General features: G+C 61.8%; 19 protein-coding genes, 1 tRNA gene and 1 riboswitch. Of the genes, 11 read left to right on the forward strand and 9 right to left on the reverse strand.

Translation table 11 applies throughout. The features are described from left to right. The first annotated feature begins 66 nt into the window (after window positions 1–66). From secDF to ACLBKR_RS07485, 4 genes are all read left to right on the forward strand, one after another. Window positions 67–2,619: a protein translocase subunit SecDF gene (gene secDF / locus ACLBKR_RS07470; RefSeq protein ID WP_112830193.1), complete on the forward strand. Its 2,553-nt coding sequence runs from the start codon at window positions 67–69 to the stop codon at window positions 2,617–2,619. 2 nt (window positions 2,620–2,621) lie between these two features. Further along, window positions 2,622–3,023 (forward strand): Mth938-like domain-containing protein, encoded by a 402-nt coding sequence (locus ACLBKR_RS07475; RefSeq protein ID WP_113339590.1) that lies wholly within the window; start codon window positions 2,622–2,624, stop codon window positions 3,021–3,023. Window positions 3,024–3,038: 15 nt separating this feature from the next. Next, window positions 3,039–3,893, forward strand: coding sequence for a phytoene/squalene synthase family protein (locus ACLBKR_RS07480; protein ID WP_113487572.1), 855 nt, complete (start codon window positions 3,039–3,041; stop codon window positions 3,891–3,893). An 80-nt stretch (window positions 3,894–3,973) separates the two neighbouring features. Further along, the gene (locus tag ACLBKR_RS07485; protein WP_112830299.1) at window positions 3,974–4,435 is read left to right on the forward strand and encodes a hypothetical protein; all 462 of its coding nucleotides are present in this window, start codon (window positions 3,974–3,976) and stop codon (window positions 4,433–4,435) included. Window positions 4,436–4,457: 22 nt separating this feature from the next. Here the strand turns inward: ACLBKR_RS07485 and trmFO are convergent, their stop codons facing one another. The 3 genes from trmFO to ACLBKR_RS07500 form a co-directional block, all read right to left on the reverse strand. Next, window positions 4,458–5,873, reverse strand: coding sequence for a methylenetetrahydrofolate--tRNA-(uracil(54)-C(5))-methyltransferase (FADH(2)-oxidizing) TrmFO (gene trmFO / locus ACLBKR_RS07490; RefSeq protein ID WP_113487570.1), 1,416 nt, complete (start codon window positions 5,871–5,873; stop codon window positions 4,458–4,460). A 162-nt stretch (window positions 5,874–6,035) separates the two neighbouring features. Beyond that, the gene (locus ACLBKR_RS07495; RefSeq protein WP_099059989.1) at window positions 6,036–6,179 is read right to left on the reverse strand and encodes a DUF1127 domain-containing protein; all 144 of its coding nucleotides are present in this window, start codon (window positions 6,177–6,179) and stop codon (window positions 6,036–6,038) included. Between the two features lie 260 nt (window positions 6,180–6,439). Then, complete coding sequence (locus ACLBKR_RS07500) at window positions 6,440–6,586, reverse strand: DUF1127 domain-containing protein (RefSeq protein ID WP_112830189.1); 147 nt, start codon at window positions 6,584–6,586, stop codon at window positions 6,440–6,442. Window positions 6,587–7,248: 662 nt separating this feature from the next. Here ACLBKR_RS07500 and ACLBKR_RS07505 point away from each other — a divergent pair. The 4 genes from ACLBKR_RS07505 to tig all read left to right on the forward strand — a co-directional run bounded on the left by ACLBKR_RS07505 (window position 7,249) and on the right by tig (window position 10,885). Next, window positions 7,249–8,352 carry a DUF2157 domain-containing protein gene (locus ACLBKR_RS07505; RefSeq protein ID WP_113487568.1) on the forward strand — a complete coding sequence of 368 codons (1,104 nt, stop codon included), beginning with the start codon at window positions 7,249–7,251 and terminating at the stop codon, window positions 8,350–8,352. After that, on the forward strand, window positions 8,349–8,939 hold the full coding sequence (locus ACLBKR_RS07510) for a GDYXXLXY domain-containing protein (RefSeq protein WP_414901266.1): 591 nt from the start codon (window positions 8,349–8,351) through the stop codon (window positions 8,937–8,939). The genes ACLBKR_RS07505 and ACLBKR_RS07510 overlap by 4 nt, the downstream gene beginning before the upstream one ends. Window positions 8,940–9,130: 191 nt before the next feature. Continuing rightward, window positions 9,131–9,215, forward strand: a tRNA-Leu gene (locus ACLBKR_RS07515). Window positions 9,216–9,403: 188 nt separating this feature from the next. Continuing rightward, entirely contained in the window at window positions 9,404–10,885 is a 1,482-nt protein-coding gene (gene tig / locus ACLBKR_RS07520; RefSeq protein ID WP_113487637.1) for a trigger factor, read from the forward strand. 281 nt (window positions 10,886–11,166) lie between these two features. Here tig and ACLBKR_RS07525 read toward each other — a convergent pair whose 3' ends face one another. Then, a complete protein-coding gene (locus tag ACLBKR_RS07525) occupies window positions 11,167–11,820 on the reverse strand; it encodes a LysE family translocator (RefSeq protein ID WP_113438279.1) in 654 nt (217 codons plus the stop codon). 21 nt (window positions 11,821–11,841) lie between these two features. Continuing rightward, window positions 11,842–11,923, reverse strand: a riboswitch (ZMP/ZTP riboswitch). 121 nt (window positions 11,924–12,044) lie between these two features. Next, on the reverse strand, window positions 12,045–13,451 hold the full coding sequence (sthA, locus tag ACLBKR_RS07530) for a Si-specific NAD(P)(+) transhydrogenase (protein WP_113487566.1): 1,407 nt from the start codon (window positions 13,449–13,451) through the stop codon (window positions 12,045–12,047). Between the two features lie 181 nt (window positions 13,452–13,632). Here sthA and recQ point away from each other — a divergent pair, with 181 nt between their 5' ends. Then, a complete protein-coding gene (gene recQ, locus ACLBKR_RS07535) occupies window positions 13,633–15,492 on the forward strand; it encodes a DNA helicase RecQ (protein WP_414901269.1) in 1,860 nt (619 codons plus the stop codon). A 32-nt stretch (window positions 15,493–15,524) separates the two neighbouring features. Here recQ and radC read toward each other — a convergent pair whose 3' ends face one another. From radC to ACLBKR_RS07555, 4 genes are all read right to left on the reverse strand, one after another. Then, window positions 15,525–16,373: a RadC family protein gene (gene radC, locus ACLBKR_RS07540; protein ID WP_414901271.1), complete on the reverse strand. Its 849-nt coding sequence runs from the start codon at window positions 16,371–16,373 to the stop codon at window positions 15,525–15,527. Between the two features lie 2 nt (window positions 16,374–16,375). Beyond that, window positions 16,376–17,212 carry a type I methionyl aminopeptidase gene (gene map, locus ACLBKR_RS07545; RefSeq protein ID WP_112830184.1) on the reverse strand — a complete coding sequence of 279 codons (837 nt, stop codon included), beginning with the start codon at window positions 17,210–17,212 and terminating at the stop codon, window positions 16,376–16,378. A 38-nt stretch (window positions 17,213–17,250) separates the two neighbouring features. Then, window positions 17,251–17,970, reverse strand: a complete 720-nt coding sequence (gene sfsA, locus ACLBKR_RS07550; RefSeq protein ID WP_113439050.1) for a DNA/RNA nuclease SfsA — start codon at window positions 17,968–17,970, stop codon at window positions 17,251–17,253. Between the two features lie 96 nt (window positions 17,971–18,066). Beyond that, window positions 18,067–19,962 carry a class I poly(R)-hydroxyalkanoic acid synthase gene (locus tag ACLBKR_RS07555; RefSeq protein WP_112830182.1) on the reverse strand — a complete coding sequence of 632 codons (1,896 nt, stop codon included), beginning with the start codon at window positions 19,960–19,962 and terminating at the stop codon, window positions 18,067–18,069. A 108-nt stretch (window positions 19,963–20,070) separates the two neighbouring features. Between ACLBKR_RS07555 and ACLBKR_RS07560 the strand changes: the two genes are divergently transcribed. Next, window positions 20,071–20,478, forward strand: coding sequence for an SHOCT domain-containing protein (locus ACLBKR_RS07560; protein WP_112830181.1), 408 nt, complete (start codon window positions 20,071–20,073; stop codon window positions 20,476–20,478). A 230-nt stretch (window positions 20,479–20,708) separates the two neighbouring features. After that, complete coding sequence (locus tag ACLBKR_RS07565) at window positions 20,709–21,926, forward strand: LL-diaminopimelate aminotransferase (protein ID WP_112830180.1); 1,218 nt, start codon at window positions 20,709–20,711, stop codon at window positions 21,924–21,926. Window positions 21,927–21,972 lie beyond the last annotated feature (46 nt).

Genomic DNA, 21,972 nt, shown 5'->3' on the forward strand with positions numbered 1-21,972 from the left:
GCCGGGCAGGAGGCCGGTGCTGCCGGCTTCCGTCCGCTGAAGCAAACCTCTGATTTCGAGAGTTACATGCTATACGTTTCGCGCTGGAAGACGATCTTCATTTGGCTCACCGTGCTGGTAAGCGTGTTGGTGGCATTGCCTAACGTTTTCAGCGAGGAACAACTTCGCTCTCTTCCGTCCTGGTTGCCGCACAGGCAGGTGACGCTCGGCCTGGACCTGCAGGGCGGTTCCCACATCATGCTCAAGATCGAGCGCGCCGACATCGTCAAGGAGCGTCTCGAAACGACGGTCAGCGATATCCGCGCCGCCTTGCGTGACGCGGGCATTCGTTATACCGGCCTTTCCGGCGTGGGCCAGCAGATCCAGGTCCGCATTACGGATGCTGATAAGGTCGAAGCGGCCAAGAAGGCGCTGGAGAACATTACCGCGCCCGTGAGCGTTGGCGGATTGACCGGCGGCTCCATCCAGGAAGCGACGCTGACCGAGGACGGGACGCTCCTCCGGTTCAATCTTACCGACGCCGGTATCGATTACCGCGCCTCTTCGGCACTGACCCAGTCGATGGAAGTGGTTCGCCGGCGCGTCGACGAGCTGGGCACCACCGAGCCGTTGATCCAGCGGCAGGGCAACGATCGCATCATCGTTCAGGTTCCCGGCCTGCAGGACCCCCAGCGCCTGAAATCGCTGCTGAACCAGACCGCCAAGCTCTCCTTCCACATGGTCGACACGAGCATGCCGGTCGTGGAGGCGATCAACGGCCGTCCGCCGGCAACGTCGGAGGTACTTTATTCCACCGACGATCCGGCGGTTCCCTATCTGATCGAAAAGCGTGCGCTCGTTTCCGGCGAGAATCTGGTCGACGCGCAGGCGAGCTTCAACCAGCAGACCAACGAGCCGGTCGTCACCTTCCGCTTCGACAGCAAGGGGTCGCAGCGCTTCGCCCAGGCGACGCAGCAGAACGTCGGTCGTCCCTTCGCCATCGTCCTCGACGACCAGGTGATCTCGGCGCCGGTCATCCGCGAGCCGATCATCGGCGGTTCCGGCCAGATCTCCGGCAATTTCTCGGTGGAGGGCGCCAACGATCTCGCCGTTCTCCTGCGCGCCGGTGCCTTGCCGGCGACGCTGACGGTCGTCGAGGAACGGACCGTCGGCCCGGGCCTCGGCCAGGATTCGATCAATGCCGGCGTCACGGCAAGCGGCATCGGTGCGATCTTCGTCGTGCTCTTCATGCTCGGTTTCTACGGCACCTTCGGTGTGATGGCGAATATCGCGCTTGCAGCCAACGTCGTGATGATTCTCGCCGTTCTGACGCTTCTCGGCTCAACGCTCACCCTGCCGGGTATCGCCGGTATCGTGCTGACCATGGGCATGGCGGTCGACTCCAACGTTCTTGTCTACGAGCGCATCCGCGAAGAAGTCAAAAGCGGCCGATCGCTGATCCAGTCCATCGACACGGGCTTCAACAAGGCTTTCGCGACGATCGTCGACGCCAACCTGACGACGCTGATCGCCGCGTTGGTTCTCTTCTTCCTCGGTTCCGGCCCGGTGCGCGGCTTTGCCGTGACGCTCGCCGTCGGTATCGTGACGACCGTCTTCACCGCCTTCACCATGACGCGCTGGCTGATGGCGATGTGGTATCGCTGGCGCAGGCCGAAGCATTTGCCGAAGGGTATCCGCACCGGCATCTTCGACGCCCAGAACATCCGCTTCATGGCGATCCGCCGCTACACATTCGCGGTCGCGGGTGCGCTGGCGCTCGCTTCCGTCATCGGCTTCATGACGATCGGCCTCAGCCTCGGCATCGATTTCAAGGGCGGCTCGATCATCGAGGTGAAGGCGCGCAACGGCGCAGCCGATATCGCCGATATCCGCGACCGTCTGAGCCAACTCAACCTCGGGGAAATCCAGGCCCAGGGCTTTGGCGATCCGTCGAGCGTTCTGATCCGCATCCAGGCGCAAGAGGGCGGCGAGAATGCCGAGCAGTCGGCGATCACGCTGGTTCGCGGCGAGCTCGAGAATGCTTATGAGTTCCGCCGTGTCGAGGTGGTCGGTCCGGCCGTTTCGGGGGAATTGACGAGGAGCGCGACCATCGGCGTCGGCGTGTCGCTGATCTTCATCCTGATCTACATCTGGTTCCGCTTCGAATGGCAGTTCGCCGTAGGCGCGATCATCGCGACCCTGCACGACGTGATCCTGACGCTTGGCCTCTTCGTCTTCCTCGGCATCGAATTCAACCTGACGAGCATCGCGGCGATCCTGACCATCATCGGCTATTCGCTCAACGACACCGTTGTCGTCTATGACCGAATGCGTGAAAACCTCAGGCGCTACAAGAAGATGCCGCTCAACGTCCTGATCGATACCTCGATCAACCAGACGCTGTCGCGTACGGTGTTGACCGGTTCGACCACCTTCCTGGCGCTGGTGGCGCTCTATCTCTTCGGCGGCGAGGTGATCTCCTCCTTCACGCTGGCGATGCTGTTCGGCGTCATCGTCGGCACCTTCTCGTCGGTCTACATCGCGGCGCCCGTGCTGATCGCCTTCCGCCTGCGTCCCGAGGCCTTCCAGAAGGAAGATGTCGACAAGGCGCGTCCTGTCTCCGGTAAGGTCGAGGCCTGACGGTGGCGCTCGGGCCGACAGGCAAGGGCATCGTCGTCCGGCAGGCGCATTTTCCCGGTCGGGCGCCGATCGACGCCTACGGCAATGGTGGTTTCCGCTTCGCCGACATGTCCCATCGCGGTTCCCTGTTGCTCATGCCTTCCGGCATCTATGGCTGGGAGATGGAGGAGGGCGCGCCGCTGACGCTTGCCGCATTCGAGCGCGTCCTGGAGGAATCGAGGGATATCGAAGTGCTGCTGGTCGGAACCGGCAAGCAGCTTCGTCCCTTGCCCGCCGATCTCAAGGCTGCACTGAAGGCGCGGGGCATTTCCAGCGATCCGATGGGCACGGGCGCCGCCGTGCGCACCTACAATATCATGCTGGCCGAACAGCGGGCGGTCGCCGCTGCACTCATAGCCGTCTGAGAAAGCGGAAGCTCAGTGAGCCAGCAACTGTCGACGAATGACACCCTCGCTCTTGCGGCACTGCGTGAGACGGACAGAGACCGTTATCTCGCCTGTCTGCTGTCGCCTGTAGAAAAACGCGGAGCGCTGGCGGCGCTCTACGCCTTCAACGCGGAAATCGCCCGGATCCGCGATCTGGTGCGTGAACCCCTGCCGGGCGAGGTGAGGCTGCAATACTGGCGGGATCTCCTCGCCGGAGCCGGACACGGCTCGACAGAGGCAAACCCCATCGCCGCAGCCCTGCTTCAGGCCGTCGAGCAACATCGCCTGCCGGTCGCGGCGCTTCAGGCCATGGTCGATGCGCGGATTTTCGATCTCTATGACGATCCGGTCGAAACGACGGCGATGCTGGAGGGTTATGCCGGAGAGACGGCAGCCGCCTTGATCCAGCTTGCGAGCCTGGTGCTCGATCCGGCGGCTTCGCCTTCCTGCGCGGATATCGCCGGTCATGCCGGCGTCGCCCAGGCGATTGCAGGCGCCTTGCTGCTGATGCCGGGCCATCGCGCCCGTGGCCAGCTTTTCCTGCCGCTGCAGATTCTTTCCGCTGTCGGTCTCGATCGGGATGGTTTTCTCGCCGGGAGCGATCGCGAGCGAATTTCGGCAGCGATCGAAGCCTTCGCCGGTCTCGGCCTCGATCACTTGCGCAAGGCGCGCAGCGGCGGCAGGCTGCCGCGCAGTCTCGTTGCCGCCTATCTGCCGGTGGCGCTGGCGGAACCCGTCCTTCTCGCCGCCCGGAGCGCCGGTGCCGGCATCTTCGAACGGGACATCAGGCCGGCCCAATGGCGCCGGCAACTTAGGATGATGCGCGCGGCTTATGCCGTGCGATTCTGATCGCGGTCAAATTCGCACAAGGCTCGGCTGTTATCGCTTCGTCCGCCGCCGGAAAACCGGCCTGGATTTGGAGGCATGGCGTGAGCTTGGTCACTTGGACGTTCATCTTCGGACTGGTCGCGGTCTTCGCGTATTATTCGACGCGCATGACGAAGCGGGCCGCCGAGGACAATCTGCATGACACGGGCCTCGCCATCATGGAATTCGGCCGCGCTTTTCCCAAGGAGGCGATCCGCAGCCTGCATGCCACGGCGGATGGCAAGGCCGTTTTCGTGCGCCTGCATGACAACAAGGCAGGCTTCATGCGCAGTCTCCGGGGCCACTATGCCTGCCATCTGATCGAGCCGGGCACAGTCCGGGTGCGCGATCTGCCCGACGGACGTGGCTTCTCGATCGAATTCCTCGACGCACCGTTCCACAATGGCGACTTCACCTTTGCCACGCCGGCGGAAGCAGCCGAAGTCTCGCTCTGGCTTCTTGGGAATTACGTCGCTCCGGCCGGACGCGACGCGCCGTCTGCCGGAGCGCTGCCAACGGGCTGAAATTCACCGGAACAGGAAAGTCTCAGCGGTCGCCGGTCTCGAGCCAGGCCTTGCAGTCTGCAAGCGCGCGCGCGGCGATGAGCTGCCGCTTCATGATTGTCTTGTCCTTGCCGCGAAAGCGCTTGACGCCCTCCGGCTTGACGATCGAGCCCGGTTCGAGTTCCGGGAACAGGCCGAAATTGATGTTCATAGGCTGGAACGAGCGCTTGCCCGGTTCCTCATCATTGACGATATGCCCGCCGGTGATGTGGTTCAGCAGGGAACCGAGCGCCGTCGTCGCCGGCGGCAACCGGACCGGCTCGCCCTTGCGTTCCGCTGCGGCAAACCTGCCTGCGAGCAGTCCCACGGACGCGCTTTCCACATAGCCTTCGCAGCCGGTGATCTGGCCGGCAAACCGCAGGCCGGGGCGGCTTTTCAGTTGCAGCGACGGATCGAGCAGCACGGGCGAGTGAATGTAGGTGTTCCGATGCAGTCCGCCGAGGCGGGCGAATTCCGCATTTTCAAGGCCGGGGATCATCCGGAAGATCTCGGCCTGGGCGCCATAGCGGAGCTTCGTCTGGAAACCCACCATATTGTAAAGCGTGCCGAGCGCATTGTCCTGACGAAGCTGCACGACGGCATAGGGTTTGACGGTCGGATTGTGGGCATTGGTGAGGCCCATCGGTTTCATCGGCCCGTGCCGCAGCGTTTCGCGGCCCCGTTCGGCCATAACCTCGATCGGCAGGCAGCCGTCGAAATAGGGCGTGCCTTCCCATTCCTTGAAACCCACCGCGTCGCCGGCAATCAAGGCATCGACAAAGGCATTGTACTGGGCCTCGTCCATCGGGCAGTTGATATAATCCTTGCCTGTACCGCCCGGTCCCACCTTGTCGTAGCGGGACTGGTACCAGCAAATCTCCATGTCGATGCTGTCGCGGTAGACGATCGGGGCGATGGCGTCGAAGAAGGCGAGCGCATCCTCACCGGTTTCCGCACGGATGGCCTCCGCAAGATCGGGCGAGGTGAGGGGGCCGGTCGCGACGATCGTCAGGCCCCAGTCCTTTGGCGGAAGGCCTCGGATTTCCTCCCGCACGACGGTGATGAGCGGATGCGAGGAGATGGTCGCGGTGACGGCGTCGGAAAAGCCGTCGCGATCGACGGCAAGTGCACCGCCGGCCGGAACCTGATGCTTGTCGGCGCAGGCCATGATGAGAGAGCCGGCAAGCCGCATTTCCGCATGGATCACGCCGACCGCGTTCGATGTCGCGTCGTCGGAGCGGAAGGAGTTGGAGCAGACGAGCTCGGCAAGGCTGTCCGTCTTGTGTGCGTCCGTGCCGCGCACGCCGCGCATCTCGTGCAGGATAACCGGGACACCGGCCTGTGCGGCCTGCCAGGCGGCCTCCGAACCGGCGAGCCCGCCGCCGATGACGTGAATGGGGGAAATCGTGGTGTTTGTCATGGGCGGCTGCTTATCACGGGCCGGTCCCGCTTCCAATCATTTCCATTCCGGCCCCGGAAATCAAAAGGCCCGGAAATCAAAAGACCCGGAATTGGAAGACCCCGGAATCAAAAACGGCGCCGGATGGCGCCGTTCACGAAGCTTACGCAGCAACCTTATCGATTAACGAAAGGAGCGCGAAGCGATGTTACGGATTTCGTAACGGGTGATACCGATGTCGGAGAGAGCCTGGTTGGACAGGTTACCCAGTTCGGCCATCGTGCGGCGGTAGCTAATCCAGTTCTTTGCAATGCGGATCGGGTTCATGGTCGTTTCCTCGGATGTGATCTTGTGCGCTGGTCCTGCGGCTCATTCCGCATCAGCGATTGACCCTCTTATACGCCTGTAAAACAAGATTGTGCAGTGCAAATTATAAGCGACTGCTATGCATTTGTGCAGGGATGTGCCGAATATGGGAGCAGAGGACAAGAAATAGGCACAGGTTTCGGCCATCTGAGAAAACGTGCGGCAAATAAAAAAGCCCCCCGAAACGGGAGGCCTTTTTCAAGGTCTGAATGCTGGCGGGATTAGCCGGCAACAGCCTGACGGGCAACGCGACGGATGTCCTCACGGCCGATGCCGAGGTCGCGAAGTTCACGGTCGCTCATGCGGCCGAGTTCGGTTACGGTCTGACGGTACTTGCGCCAGTTGTTCAGCGAGCGAGCGAAGTTCATGATATGCCTCTTTCCTATCTGCGGCGCTCCTCTTTCGGGCGCCTCGTGATCTCATGGCGCTAATATATGCTGCGACGCAAAAGAGATGAAGGCTCAAACCTGTATGACACCTATGCGGAAGATGCATGGGGCAGTGGTTAGCAAAGGGTAAACTGCTGCATTTTTCGGCGACCGATGCAGCATTGACGGTTCATGGAGGGGTGAGGCGTGCTTCGTTTTGCGCGGCACACGACCGGCGGACCGCGACGAGCGACTGCCCGATGACGGTGTGGAGGGCAAAAAAATAACGCTCACCGGGGGAGGAGGTCCGGTGAGCGTCATTTTGAGCGACCAGCGACTGGGAGGAGGAGTGTCGCCGGTCAAATCGACGCTGTGCTGGGAGGAGGAGTGCACAGGTCGAAGCTATCTGGTGGATCATCCACCGAACGATCGCGGAACCGTTTGATCCTTCGTGATCGTTGTTGACTATTATCTACCGCATAAGATTGGTTTTGTGCAGTGCGATATCTTCATGGAAGCCATGCATATCTTGCATGGACATTGCCTGACATGATCCGGCGTTTTGGTGATTGTCTTTCTCTCGGGCTCGGAACAGACTGTACGAAAAGAACGGGAACCACTTCCGGCCGCTTCTCGCCGGATGGTGACAACTGGGGGGATCGATGTATCGGGGACGGTTGACGCGGGATCTTGCGATCTGGGTGGACAAGGGAATGATTCCCTCCGCCACCGCCGAAGCCTTGCTGAAGGAACTCGATTCCCGCAAGTCCTCTTTCAGCGTCGGCGGTGTGCTGATGATTATCGCGGCCGTGCTGATCGCCGCGTCGATCCTGCTTCTGGTCGCCGCCAACTGGCAGGACATACCGCGTCTCACCAAGGTCTTCGGCATCATTCTGCTGATATGGATTTTCTACCTTTCCGCGGCGCTCGCCTTCAGCCGTGGCGCGGACCGGTTCGGTGCTGCGCTGCTGGTTCTGGGGGCGGCGAGTTTCGGAGGAGCGATCGCACTCATCGGCCAGCTCTATCACCTTTCCGGCGACACGCTCGATGCCATGCTGCTGTGGTTTGCCATGACGGTGGCCTCGGCGGCGGCATTCCGCTCCGCGGCTCTCACCGTTTTCGCAGGCTTTCTGGCCTTTGTCGTTTTTGGCACCTATCTCGAGCAATATGAAGCGGAATGGAGGGGGATCTATGCCTTCTGGCCGCCTGTCGCCGGCCTTGTACTGGCAGTGCTCGCTCAATGGAGCGGAGCCGAGCGGTCGCGGCATCTCATCTATATTCTTCTCCTGTCCTGGTGCGTGTGGCTCTATTCGCTTCGTGCCGACCTGGCGGTGGCGCTTTTGTTCGTGGTTGTGGGTATGCTGGCCTTCCTGGCGGTGGCGCTGCCGCAGTCACCGGTTTCGGCCCTTGCACGCCGGCGGGGCGCTTCCCCGGCCTTTTACAGCTTCGTGCTGACGTCGCTCGGCCTGGGCCTCCTGCATTTTCACTGGACGGAGGGCGGCGAACTGGCTCTGCTCGCCTTGCTGACTATCGGCACGACGCTGCTCGCCCTTTCGCTGGAGGGACGCGACAACGGCGCCGTTCGCTATCTCGCCTATGTTATCTTCGCGGCGGAGGTCCTTTACCTGTCGTTCGTGACCATCAATTCCATGCTCGGCACTTCCGCCTTCTTCCTGCTGGCGGGACTTGTCGTCGCCGCGCTGGCCTTCGTTGTGGTGAAGCTTGAAAAGCTCTTCGCCCGAAAGGATGGGGAGGTCGCCCGATGACCCGGATGTTCAGCCGTCCGCTTGTCCGCTATCTCGCGATAGCCGCGGTTCTCTCGCTTGTGCAGACGGCGGTGCTGGCCGCGATGATCGAGAGACGCGCTTCCGTCCTGCGTTCGGGAGCGGAGATCCTGCTGAAGACCGCGCCGGTCGATCCCCGCGATCTGCTGCGCGGCGACTACGTGGTCCTTTCCTATGATATTTCCACGATACCCCTCGCCTTGGTGAAGGGCGACAGGCCGGAACCCTATGACTGGGTGGAGATGAATGTTCGCCTCAAGCCTGGAGCCGATGGTTTCTGGGTGGTGGACGAGGCCTCCTTCGCAGAGTTGCCGCTCGTCGAAGGAACGGTTGTCATGCATACCCAGCCGTTCCAGACATACAGGCTGGCCGCTGACACCGAGGGAAGCCTGCGGGTCGATTACGGAATCGAGCGCTATTACGTGCCGGAAGGTGAGGGGCGGGCGATCGAGGAAGAACGCAACGAGGGCGCCGTCTCGGTTGCCGTACGGGTCGGCGCGGACGGCCTTGGGCAGATCCGTGAATTGCGCATCGATGGCAAGTCGCTCTATGAAGAGCCGCTCTACTGAGCCCTCGATCTGCGATTTGTCCGGTCCTGTTCGCGACAATGTTTGGCTACCGCACCAACGGCGCCTGCGGCCGATTCCCGTGGGAGCCGGGGTTTGCCTGTCATTTTTCCTTTGCGTGCGTAAAAACGGGTGATATAGAGACGCGCGCTCCGGAGGGGCCATGCTGACGGCAGCATGCGGTTCTCTTGGACGCGGGTATGGTGAAATTGGTAGACACGCCAGATTTAGGTTCTGGTGCCGCAAGGCGTGGGAGTTCAAGTCTCTCTACCCGCACCAGGTTTGCCGCGCGGGTAGATGCGGAACGGAAAGGAAGCCGTTCACGTCGCTCTCTGCGCCATATTGCCTGGCAGAATGCTTGAGGATTGCGTCGCAGCCACGCCCGGGAAATCGTTTGAATTCCGGCGTCGTGCTCAGGGAAACAACCGGCTGTCCGAGCACGGCCGCCACGACATGAAGGTATGAACATGCAGGTTATCGAAACGCTCGCTGAAGGGCTGAAGCGCGAAATCAAGGTCGTCATTCCGGCCAAGGACATGGAAGCTCGCATGAACGAGCGTCTCGCCGATGCCAAGGACAAGGTCCGCATCAACGGCTTCCGTCCGGGCAAGGTGCCGGTTGCGCATCTGAAGAAGATGTACGGCAAGTCCATCATGGCTGACCTCGTCAACGAGATCCTCCGCGAGAAGCCGACCTCGATCCTTTCGGAACGCGGCGAAAAGTCGGCGACCCAGCCGGAAATCGCCATGACCGAGGACGAAGGCGAAGCCGAGAAGATCCTGACCGCCCAGGCCGACTTCGAATTCACCATGGCTTATGAAGTCCTGCCGCCGATCGAACTGAAGTCGGTCGAGGGCATCAAGGTCGTTCGCGAAGTCGTCGACGTCTCCGACGACGAAGTCAACGAACAGATCCTCAAGATCTCCGAAAGCGCCCGTTCCTTCGAAACCAAGAAGGGCAAGGCCGCTGATGGCGACCGCGTCACCATGGATTACGTCGGCAAGGTCGACGGCGTTGCCTTCGACGGCGGCACCGACAGCGACGCCGAACTGGTTCTCGGTTCCGGCCGCTTCATCCCGGGCTTCGAAGACCAGCTCGTCGGCACCAAGGCCGGCGAAGAGAAGACCATCACCGTGACCTTCCCGGAAGACTATCCGGCGAAGAACCTTGCCGGCAAGGAAGCGACCTTTGATGTCACCGTCAAGGATGTCGCTGCGCCCGCCGCAGTCGAGATCAACGACGAACTGGCCACCAAGCTCGGCATCGAATCGCTCGATAAGCTCAAGGAAATCGTTCGCGGCCAGATCGAAAGCCAGTACGGCAACGTCACCCGCCAGAAGGTCAAGCGCCAGATCCTCGACCAGCTCGACGCCATGTACAAGTTCGACGCCCCGTCGAAGCTGGTGGATGCCGAGTTCGAAAACATCTGGCGCCAGATCAACACCGATCTCGCCCAGTCCGGCAAGACCTTCGAAGATGAAGACACGACCGAGGAAAAGGCGCGCGAGGAATATCGCACGCTGGCCGAGCGTCGTGTTCGCCTCGGCCTCGTTCTCTCCGAAATCGGCGAGAAGGGCGGCGTAGAAGTCTCCGAGGACGAAATGCAGCGGGCCCTCTTCGCCCAGCTCCAGCAGTTCCCGGGCCAGGAAAAGCAGATCCTCGACTTCTTCCGCAACACCCCCGGCGCTGCCGCTTCGCTGCGCGCCCCGCTGTTCGAGGAAAAGGTTATCGACAAGCTGCTGAGCGAAATCGACGTCACCGACAAGAAGGTCTCCAAGGAAGAGCTTCTGGCTGACGACGAAGCCGAGGAAGGCGACAAGCCGGCCAAGAAGGCTGCGCCGAAGAAGAAGGCTGCTGCCAAGGCCGAAGACGCTGCCGAAGGCGAAGAAGCCGCTCCGAAGAAGAAGGCTGCTCCGAAGAAGAAGGCCGCCGAAGGCGACGCCGAATAATCTTCGAATTATCGAACGGACATGTGGAAAGGCCGCCCGGTGGGGCGGCTTTTTTCGTTGGAGGGCGGCTATGGAGCCGGATGCGGACTGTTCGACGTTGGGGTCGCGAAAGGAGAAGCGGACATCCAAGTATCTGCTGCTGTTGTCTGAGTTCGGCCCAAAGCGGCCATCCGCCGTCGGAGCAATAGCCGTAAGGTATCGCAAATGTCGGTCGCGAAAGGCTGACTTTTGCATCGGACTTTCGCGACAGAAATATCCCTTGAGATTTAGCAGTTGGCCGATTAGGGCAAAACTTGGGATTTCTGCGACTGCATAGCCTCCACGAGCAGCCGAACGCCCAATGCGCCCATGACAGCACCCGCGACCCGGTCGATCCATGTTTTGGAATGGAGATAGACGGCGCGCGGCTTATTGGCAGAAAACGCAAGCGCGACGATCGCATACCACGACGCTTCGACAAAGAAGATCATCGGAGGAAGAGTGAACAGCAGCCATTGCGGCGGGGAAGCCGGCAGCATGGCAGCGAAAATGCTTCCATATACGATAGCAGTTTTCGGGTTGCTGATCTGCGTGGCGAACGCGAAGGTGAAGGATCGCAGCACCGATTTTCTCTCGGAGGTCGTCGCCATATCGACCGAAAGGGGCGCGCTCGCACCGCGCCAGATGCGGATGCCTAGATAGAGAAGGTAGGCCCCACCCATGAGCTTCAGGGTCATGTAGAGCCATTCGACCTGAAGCAACAGCGCGCTTAGTCCAGCGAGCGCCACGGCCCCGAACAAGGCCCCACCAAGCCCCATGCCGAGAGCGGCGGCAAGTCCGTCGAGTCTGGATGCGGTAACGGCGATTCTGGATACGAGAACGAAGCTCGGACCGGGGCTGATGGCCCCAATCAGGAGAGCACCGAGAATCCCAAAGAAAACGGTTGTCTCAGGCATGGACATGCTCCTTTCGGTTTTGGAGGATGCCCAGGCGAGCGGCTTTGTGTCTCCGTGCTCCCCGATGGTGTCCCATCTGTATTCGCCAGTTACACGGACGAGCGCATGATCCTGTTTTTAGATTGGCTTGGCAAGTATACCGTTCTCACAAAATTCCCAATTAAAGCGACACTTGTTTTCCTAATTTTTGCAACGTCGCCCGATAGCGCAAACCAGCCGCCAACTCACGCTTCCTTCTTCAGTTCCCCCATCCGGTTCCACGCATCGAGCCCCGCGATCTTGTAGGCTTCGGCGAGCGTTGGATAGTTGAACGTATTCTCCACGAAATATTCGACGGTGCCCTTCAGGTTCAGCACCGCCTGGCCGATGTGCACGAGTTCGGTCGCTCCCTCACCGACGATGTGGACGCCGAGCAGGCGTCGGGTCTTCAGCGAGAAGATCATTTTCAGGAGGCCGCTATCGAGCCCCATGATATGGCCGCGCGAGGTCTCGCGGAAATGGGCGATACCGCATTCATAGGGAATGCCGCGCTGCTGGACTTCTTCCTCCGTCAGCCCGCAGGTCGAGATTTCGGGGACGGCATAGATGCCATAGGGAAAATATTGCGGCGGCTCCTGTGCCGGCGCGCCGACGGCATGGCGGGCGGCGATGCGGCCCTGTTCCATCGAGGTCGAGGCAAGGCTCGGAAAGCCGACCACGTCGCCGGCGGCATAGATACCGGGAACCGCGGTCTGGAAGGTCTCCGGATCGACTTTGATACGGCCGCGGGTGTCGGCCTCGAGGCCGCAGGCTTCAAGGTTGAGCAGATCGGTCGCACCGACCCGTCCCGCGGCGAAAAGCACCAGTTCCGCGGTGAGCACGCGACCGTTCTGCAGCATCACCCGACAGCGTCCGCTCGGCTCCTTCTCGACCTTTTCCACCGTCTGGCCGAAGATCAGTTTCATGTTGCGGTCACGCAGCTGATAGGAAAAATCCTCGACGATTTCCTTGTCGATGAAGTCCAGCATCGTATCACGCGGCTCGACGACCGTGACGGCCGTATCGAGCGCGCTGAAGATCGTCGCATATTCGATGCCGATGACGCCGGCGCCGATGACGACCATCGACCGCGGCAGTTCCTTGATTTCCAGAATTTCGTCGCTGTCGAGGATGCTCGTGCCGTCAAAGGGAATATGGGCCGGCCGGTAGGGCCGGGTGCCCACCGCAAGCAGCACGGCTTCCGTCTGCACACGCAGGACCTCGCCGTCCTCTTTTTCCACCTCAAGGGTCTTGGGGTCGATGAAGTGGGCCTTGCCCCGCAGCTGGCTGACGCGATTGCGGGCGAACTGATGTTCCAGGACGTCGACCTCGTGATCGAGGGTAATCAACAGGCGTCGGCGCAGATCCTCGGCGCGGATCTCCTGCTTGACGCGATAGGCGCGTCCATAGAAGCCACGCTCGCGCCAGCCGGTCAGGTTGAGGGCCGTCTCGCGCAGCGTCTTGGAAGGGATCGTGCCGGTATGGACGGAGACGCCGCCGACCCGCGTGCCCTTTTCGATGACCAGCACGCGCTTGCCGAGCTTGGCAGCCTGAATGGCGGCCCGCCGTCCGGCCGGTCCGCTGCCGACGACAACGAAGTCATAACTGTTCATCTGGTGTGTCCCTCAAGCCCCTGAAAGCGAATCGGAAACGGCGAATGCCGCATTGCAGCAGAAATTAGCAGGTCATTCTGACTGTTTCGTTATCGGCACGGCCGCATGTCCTGCGAAGTCGCAAAGGCTCGCCGCACCGGATGAACTGTGCATAATGCCGGCTTCCCGAGAAGGCGATTCCATGGAACTGACCCAGAGCCGCACCGATCCCCTGTTCGACCGTGAAGGCGCGAAAAATCCGCTCATCGTCCTGAAGCAGGTCTATGGTTATCCCGCCTTCCGCGGCAGGCAGGCGGAGGTCGTCGCTCAGGTCGTCGCCGGCGGCGACGCGGTCGTGCTCTTTCCGACCGGCGCGGGAAAGTCCCTTTGTTATCAGATCCCGGCGCTCTGCCGCGATGGAGTGGGCATCGTCGTATCGCCGCTGATCGCCCTCATGCGGGATCAGGTGGAGGCGATGAAGCAGCTCGGCGTGCGCGCCGCCGCGCTGAATTCTTCCCTCGGGCGGGAGGAATTCGTCGATATCCGCCGGGCGCTTACCCGCGGCGAACTCGACCTTCTCTACGTCACGCCGGAGCGGATCGTAACGCCGGCCTTCCGGGAGATGATCGGCGAGGCAAGCATTGCGCTGATCGCCATCGACGAAGCCCATTGCGTCTCCCAGTGGGGACATGATTTCCGCCCAGAATACCGGGAACTCGGCCGGCTCGCCGATGACTATCCCGGGGTGCCGCGTATGGCGCTGACGGCGACCGCCGATCCGCATACGCGCGACGACATCATCGCGAGGCTGGGGCTGGAAGCGGCCGCGGTCTTCACCACGTCCTTCGATCGTCCGAACATCGCCTACGAGATTGTCGAGCGCGATCAGCCGCGCCAGCAGCTCCTCGGCTTCCTCGGGCGTCACAAGGGCGAGAGCGGCATTGTCTATTGCCTGTCGCGCGCCAAGGTCGAGGAAACCTCCGAATGGCTGAACACGCAAGGCCTGCGGTCGCTTCCTTATCATGCCGGCATGGAGCGCGAGCTTCGCGATGCCCATCAGGACGCTTTCCTGAAGGAGGAGGGGCTTTGCCTCGTAGCGACCGTCGCCTTCGGCATGGGCATCGACAAGCCGAATGTCCGTTATGTCGCCCATCTCGACCTGCCGGGCTCCGTCGAAGCCTATTATCAGGAAACCGGTCGCGCCGGCCGCGACGGCCTGCCATCGGAAGTCTGGATGGCCTACGGCATGGCCGATGTCATCCAGCGTGGCCGGATGATCGACGGCGGTAACGCCGGTGACGACATCAAGCGTGTCGAGCGGGCCAAGGTCAACGCGCTGCTCGCCATCTGCGAGACGGCCGGCTGCCGCAGACAGGCGATCCTAGCCCATTTCGGCGAGACGCATGCCGGCAATTGCGGCAATTGCGATACCTGCCTGAAACCGGTGGAGACCTGGGACGGAACGGAAGCGGCGATCAAGGCCCTGGCCGCCGTTTACCGTACAGGTGAGCGATTCGGTACCGGACACCTGATCGATGTGCTGACCGGCAACGAGAACGAGAGAACGATACGCTTCGGTCATGTCGATATGCCCGTGTTCGGTGCTGGGCGCGATCTTCCGACGAGAACCTGGCAGTCCGTCTACCGTCAGCTTCTCGCAGCCGGGCTCGTACGCATCGATCACGAGGCTTTCGGCGCACTGAAACTGGAGCCGGAGGCCCGCGCGGTCTTCCGGCACGAACGGCAGGTTCTGTTCCGCAAGGACCGTCCGACCAAGGGCAAGGCGGTAAAGAGCGCCGGCCTTCGCGCGGCCAATGCGAGGAATGCGCTCGAAGGGGCCGACATGGAGCTTTTCGAGGCGCTGCGCGCCACCCGTATGGAGATCGCCAAGGCGCTTTCCGTGCCGCCCTACGTCGTCTTCCCCGATACGACGCTTATTGCCTTTGCAACGGAACGCCCGACGAGCCGCGATGCGCTGCTCGGAATTTCGGGTGTCGGGCAGGCGAAGCTCGAACGATATGGCGACGATTTCCTCTCCGTCATCCGTTCGCATCAGCGCTAGGGAATTTTGTCCCCGGCACGCCGTGGCCGCGGTCAGATGAGCCGCAGCCCCTTGAGGCTCGCATGGCCGTCGCGACCGATGATGATGTGATCGTGCACCGTAATCCCGAGCGGTTTCGCCGTGTCGATAATCATTTTCGTCATGTCGATATCGGCGCGCGAAGGGGTCGGATCACCACTTGGATGATTGTGGACCAGGATAATGGCGGTTGCGGAAAGCTCCAGCGCCCTTTTCACCACCTCACGCGGATAGACGGGGGTGTGGTCGACGGTGCCGCGGCCCTGCACTTCGTCGGCAATCAGCGCATTGCGCTTGTCGAGGAAGAGGATGCGGAACTGTTCCGTCGTCTCGTAGGCCATGGCCGAGTGGCAGTAGTCGATCACCGATGACCATGAGGCCAGAACCTGTTTGCCGCGCAATTCGCTTTTCAGCATGCGCTGCGCGACGGTGGCGATCAGCTTGAGGTCGTGCGCCACGGTCTCGCCGACGCCCTTGACCTCCTGCAACAGGGCGGGCGGTGCACCGAGCACGCCGGCCAGCGAACCGAACCGGCCGATCAGCGCCTTGGCGATCGGTTTGGTATCGCGTCGGGGAATGAGCCGGAAGAGCAGCAGTTCGAGCATTTCGTAATCGGCAAGCGCGCCGTCGCCGCCATCGCGAAAACGCGCCCGGAGACGGTCGCGATGTCCGTGATAATGGGCTTCCGCCGTATCGACGACTTCGCTGACCGGCGCGCGCTTTTTGAGGTTGCCGGCCTTGGCCGTCTGTTCGGCGAAAAATCCGCGCTCATCGGTGATCTCGGTCGTGTCCTCGTCCGCCCCGCTTTCTGTTGCGGCGGAGTTTTGGTTATCCGGCGGATCAGAAAGCGGCGGGCGGGTCATGGTCAGCCTTTGAGGGGCGGCAGGCCCGGGCGGTCGAGCCCGGCGGGTGAGAGCGTGAAGATTTCACAGCCCGTCGCCGTGACGCCGACGGCGTGTTCGTATTGCGCAGTGAGCGACCGGTCGCGCGTGACCGCCGTCCAGCCGTCGGCGAGCACTTTGACATGCGGCCGGCCGAGATTGATCATCGGCTCGATGGTAAAGATCATGCCCTCCCGCAATTCCGGCCCTTCGTTGGAGCGGCCGTAATGCAGGATGTTGGGGCTGTCGTGGAAAAGCTTGCCGACGCCGTGGCCGCAGAAATCGCGCACCACGGAGCAGCGCTCTGCCTCGGCATAGGTCTGGATCGCCTCGCCGATGGCGCCGGTGCGCACACCCGGGCGAACGACGGCAATGCCGCGCATCAGGCATTCATAGGTGACTTCCAGCAGCCGCTCGGCCGCACGCTTGATCTCACCGACGGGATACATGCGGCTTGAATCGCCATGCCAGCCATCGACGACATAGGTGACGTCGATGTTGACGATATCGCCTTCGCGCAGCGGCTTGTCGTTGGGAATGCCGTGGCAGACGACGTGGTTGATGGAGGTGCAGACGGACTTGGTGTAGCCCCGGTAGTTCAGCGTCGCCGGCAGGGCGCCGTTGTCCATGCCGAACTCGAAAACGAAACGGTCGATCGCATCGGTGGTGATACCCGGCTTGACCATGCCGGCCAGCTCGTCCAGGCAGCGGGCCGTCACCTGGCATGCCTTGCGCATTCCTGCGAAGTCTTCCTGGTTGTAGAGCCTGATTGCCCCGGTATTCTTGAGCGGCGCGGTTGCCGCATCGACATAGGTCACCATGCACATGCTTTCGGTCTGGTCTGCGATTTCCGTTCAAGTCATAAAGCAGCAAGGACCGGTTCGTCTATCTCGATCAGTCCTGACGGCGTGATTTCCGCCGGTGAAACGGTACATTTTACCGCATAGGCCTCCACGCCGCAGCTGCTGGCCTCGGCAAAGGCTGCTGCATAGACAGGGTCGAGATCGCCGGAAAGCCGGAAGCGGTCGCAATCGCCGCGCTGGATGAGGAAGACCATGGCGGCCCGGTGGCCGGCCGCGACCATATCGGCCATTTCCCTGAGATGCTTGGCGCCGCGAGCGGTGACCGTATCCGGAAACTCGGCAAGCCGCGGACTTCGGGTGAAATGCACGTTCTTCACCTCGACATAAAGGTCCGGCCGACCGGGCCCGCTGAGCAGGATATCGATCCGCGAGTTCCGGCCATAGCGCTGCTCGCGCCGAAGGATCGGATAGCCGCTGAAATCTCCGACGATCCCTGCGAAAATGGCCTCCTCGGCAAGCCGGTTCGGCAGCGCCGTGTTGACCCCGACCACCGCGCCATCCACCTCGACCAGTTCCATCGCATGGCGATATTTGCGGTTTGGGCTGTCATGCTCGGAGAGCCAGATGCGTGAACCGGGCGTCGTCAGGCCCAACATCGAGCCGGTATTCGGGCAGAAACCGGTAATCTCCCGGCCGTCTTCAAGAACGGCATCGAACAGGAAGCGCTTGTATCGACGGATGAGACGGGCAGGGACTAGGGGCGGATCGAAGAGCATGGACAGGGTGTAGCCTGTCGCCGTGATCGCCGCAAATGGGGCGCCGATCTTTGTCGCTTGCCGCCTACTCCCGCCCATCATCCGGCAGTGCGGATTCTAGACCCGCGCCAGAACGTAGGTTCCGGGCGCATTGGCGATCGCGTTCAAAGCGCCACCGCCCGGCGTGCGGGCAGGGACGCGCTCGCTGTCCTGCGCTTCGATCCAGGCTTGCCAGTGGGGCCACCAGGAACCTGCGGTTTCCTTCGCCTTCGCGGCCCAATCCTCATAGCTGCCCACCGGGGCGCCGTTGGTCCAGTATTGGTATTTCGCCTTGTCCGGCGGATTGACGACGCCGGCGATATGGCCGGAACCGCTCAGTACGTACTCGACGGGACCGCCGAACAGCGCGCTGCCGACAAAGACCGACTTGGCCGGAGCGATGTGGTCCTCGCGGGTCGCCAGATTGTAGATCGGGATCGTCACGTCCTTCAGAGACACGGTCTTGCCGGCAAGTTGCATGCGGCCCTGGCTCAGATTGTTGTTGAGGTAGCAGTTACGCAGGTAGAAGGAGTGGTTCGCCGCCGCCATGCGGGTGGAATCGGAATTCCAGTAGAGCAGGTCGAAGGGCATGGGGTCCTGGCCCTTCAGGTAGTTGTTGACAAAATACGGCCAGATGAGTTCGGAGGCGCGCAGCATGTTGAACGCCGCCGCCATCTTCGAGCCGTCGAGATAGCCGGTCTGGCGCATGCGCTCCTCCAGCCCGCCGATCTGCGTTTCGTCCACGAAGACCTTGAGATCGCCCGCATAGGTGAAATCGACCTGGGTGGTGAAAAAGGTCGCGCTGGCGATGCGGCGATCGCCTAGCTGGGCATGCAGCGCAAGGGTTGCGGCCAAAAGCGTACCGCCCACGCAATAGCCGATGGCGTTCACTTCCGTCTCGCCGGTTGCCTTTTCGACGGTGTCGAGCGCGAAGTCGATCCCTTCCTCGATATAGTCTCCCCAATCCTTGTCGGCATGGCGTTCGTCCGGATTGACCCAGGAGATCACGAAGACGGTGTGGCCCTGCGCCACGCACCATTTGATGAAGGATTTCTGTGGGTTGAGGTCGAGGATATAGAACTTGTTGATCCACGGCGGCACGATCAGCAGCGGTCGCTTGAGAACCGTTTCGGTCGATGGTTCATACTGGATGACCTCGCAGATGTCGCTCTGCGCGATCACCTTGCCGGGCGTCACCGCCATGTTCTCGCCGACAGCGAACTTGCTCGTGTCGGTGTGGCGCAACCGCAATTCGCCGCCTCCGGCGGCAATGTCCTCCGCCAGCATCTGCATGCCCCTGACCAGATTGGCGCCATGGCTTGCGACCGTCTCGCGATAGAGCTGCGGATTGGTGACGACGAAATTGGTGGGAGACAGCGCCGCCGTGATCTGGCGGACATAGAAGGCTGCCTTGTGGCGCGTGTGTTCGTCGAGCCCTTCCGCCTCGTTGACCAGCTTCTCCGCCCATTCACTCAGGACGACATAGGCCTGTCGCAGGAAATCGAAGAACGGGTTGCGTTGCCAGTCCTCGTCGGCGAATCGCTTGTCCTTGACGGGCGGTTCGGGCGGCAGGTCGCTTGCACTGCCGGAGAAGCGCGAAAGCGTGCGCGACCACATGGCGAAGACGCCAGCCATCAGGTGGGTCTGCGCCTCGAGCGTGCGCTTTGGGTCGGCCATCCAGTATTCGGTGACCTTCGACATGGTCTTGACGAGTTCGGCCATCGGTTCCGAAACCGGATCGACGATTTCGCCGCGTTCGCGCGGCGCAAGCCAGACGGAGGCGGCCTTGCCGAGATTTTCAAGCGCCCGGGCGACATTGACGGCAAGCGCTTCCGGGTCCTTGACGATATACGGTTCGATCAGCTTCGGATCGAAACCGGTCGCTCCCGGACCGTTCTGCTGCGCATCTTCGCGTTCGCTGCTCAAGCCGTCCTCCCCAGGATCGTTCTGCCGGTGTCTTTTGTAATTGCGCATCCTGCCCGAAAACGACTACAAGTTCCAGCAATACGAAAGCCGGGCTGACATGCAATGCAATCCGGGCTTGCGGCTCTATAGAACCACGACTGTCAGCGGATAGCGATAATGATCGACGATACTTGGACAAACGGAATGGCAGCGCGTCTCGGGATCGGTGCCGCCGCCGCGATTCTGATGTTGTCCGGCTGCACCTCCACGAAAGAGCAGCCCGTCGCTGCATCGTCAACGCCGGCTTCTCTGGAGGTCACGGTCGATGATCCGGATGCGCCCGTTGGCCCGACGGTTTCCTCGACATCGCCCGACGGCTATCCGGATTTTTCCGGTTCCCTGACGGCCGCAAGCGTCCAGATGAGCAATGAGGAGGCCGGCGATCTCGAGCGAAAACTGTCGTCGCTTGGTGCCGCCCGCCGCTCCGGAGCGATCTCGGAAGCTGAATATCAGCGTCGCGTGCAGGAACTGCGCAAGCTCGCTGCCGAGCATGGCGCCGAAACCCAGGCCCAGATTACCAAATAGCGCTTGCGTTTGAGAGTGTTTTTAAGCAAAGCAACGCAGATGCGACCGGCACCGGTTTCCTGAAAGTTTGTCGGCGGTTTTGCGGATTTGCGCCATGATTTGCCGCTACCGCATTCCATGCATTACACTCGTCCTGTCCCGGTTTTGCGGTTCGTTGCGGGATGGGCGATAGCCAGAAGAACGAACGCGCCTGCCGCGGTAGAAATCCGCGCGGTCCCCAGGGGTTGAAGATGGAAGAGTTTCACAAAGTCCGGCGTCTGCCGCCTTATGTTTTCGAACAGGTCAACCGTTTGAAGGCGAGCGCGCGAGCCGGTGGCGCCGATATCATCGATCTCGGCATGGGCAACCCCGATCTTCCGACTCCGAAGGCGATCGTCGACAAGCTTTGCGAAGTGGTCCAGGACCCGCGCACGCATCGTTACTCCTCCTCCAAGGGGATTCCCGGTCTGCGCCGCGCACAGGCAGCCTACTACGCCCGCCGATTCGGCGTGAAGCTCAACCCGGATACCCAGATCGTCGCCACGCTCGGGTCCAAGGAGGGCTTTGCCAACATGGCGCAGGCCATCACCGCGCCGGGCGACGTGGTGCTTTGCCCCAACCCGACCTATCCGATCCATGCTTTCGGTTTCCTGATGACGGGCGGGGTGATTCGTTCGATCTCCGTCGAGCCGGACGAGACCTTCTTCCCGCCGCTGGAACGGGCCGTGCGGCACTCGATCCCCAAGCCTTTGGCGCTGATTCTCAACTATCCGTCCAATCCGACGGCGCATGTTGCCTCGCTGGATTTCTACAAGGATGTCATCGCCTTCGCGAAGAAGCACGACATCATCGTCCTGTCGGATCTCGCCTATTCCGAAATCTACTTCGACGGTCCGCCGCCGCCGTCGGTGCTCGAGGTTCCCGGTGCGATGGATATCGCCGTCGAGTTCACCTCCATGTCGAAGACCTTCTCCATGCCCGGTTGGCGCATGGGCTTTGCCGTCGGCAACGAGCGCCTGATTTCGGCGTTGACCCGCGTGAAGTCCTATCTCGACTACGGTGCCTTCACCCCGATCCAGGTGGCCGCGACGCATGCGCTGAACGGCGATGGTTCTGACATCGCGGAAGTCCGCTCCGTCTACAAGCGCCGCCGCGACGTGCTGGTCGAAAGCTTCGGCAAGGCCGGCTTCGAGGTTCCGCCGCCGGCGGCCACCATGTTCGCCTGGGCGAAGATCCCGGAAAAATTCCGCGCCATGGGCTCGCTCGAATTTTCCAAGCTGCTGGTGGAAAAGGCCGATATCGCGGTCGCTCCCGGCATCGGATTCGGCGAGCAGGGCGATGATTACGTCCGTATCGCTCTGGTGGAGAACGAGCATCGCATCCGCCAGGCCGCGCGCAATCTCAAGCGCTTCCTCTCGACGGCCGACGATACCATGCATAATGTGATCTCTCTCAACGCCCACCGTTGAGATCCCCGGGGCGGCCCGTTCGCGGCCGCCCGACCTCCGAATTCGA

Origin of the sequence: Paenirhizobium cremeum (assembly GCF_047553425.1) — a bacterium.
GTDB classification, from domain to species: Bacteria; Pseudomonadota; Alphaproteobacteria; order Rhizobiales; family Rhizobiaceae; genus Allorhizobium; species Allorhizobium cremeum.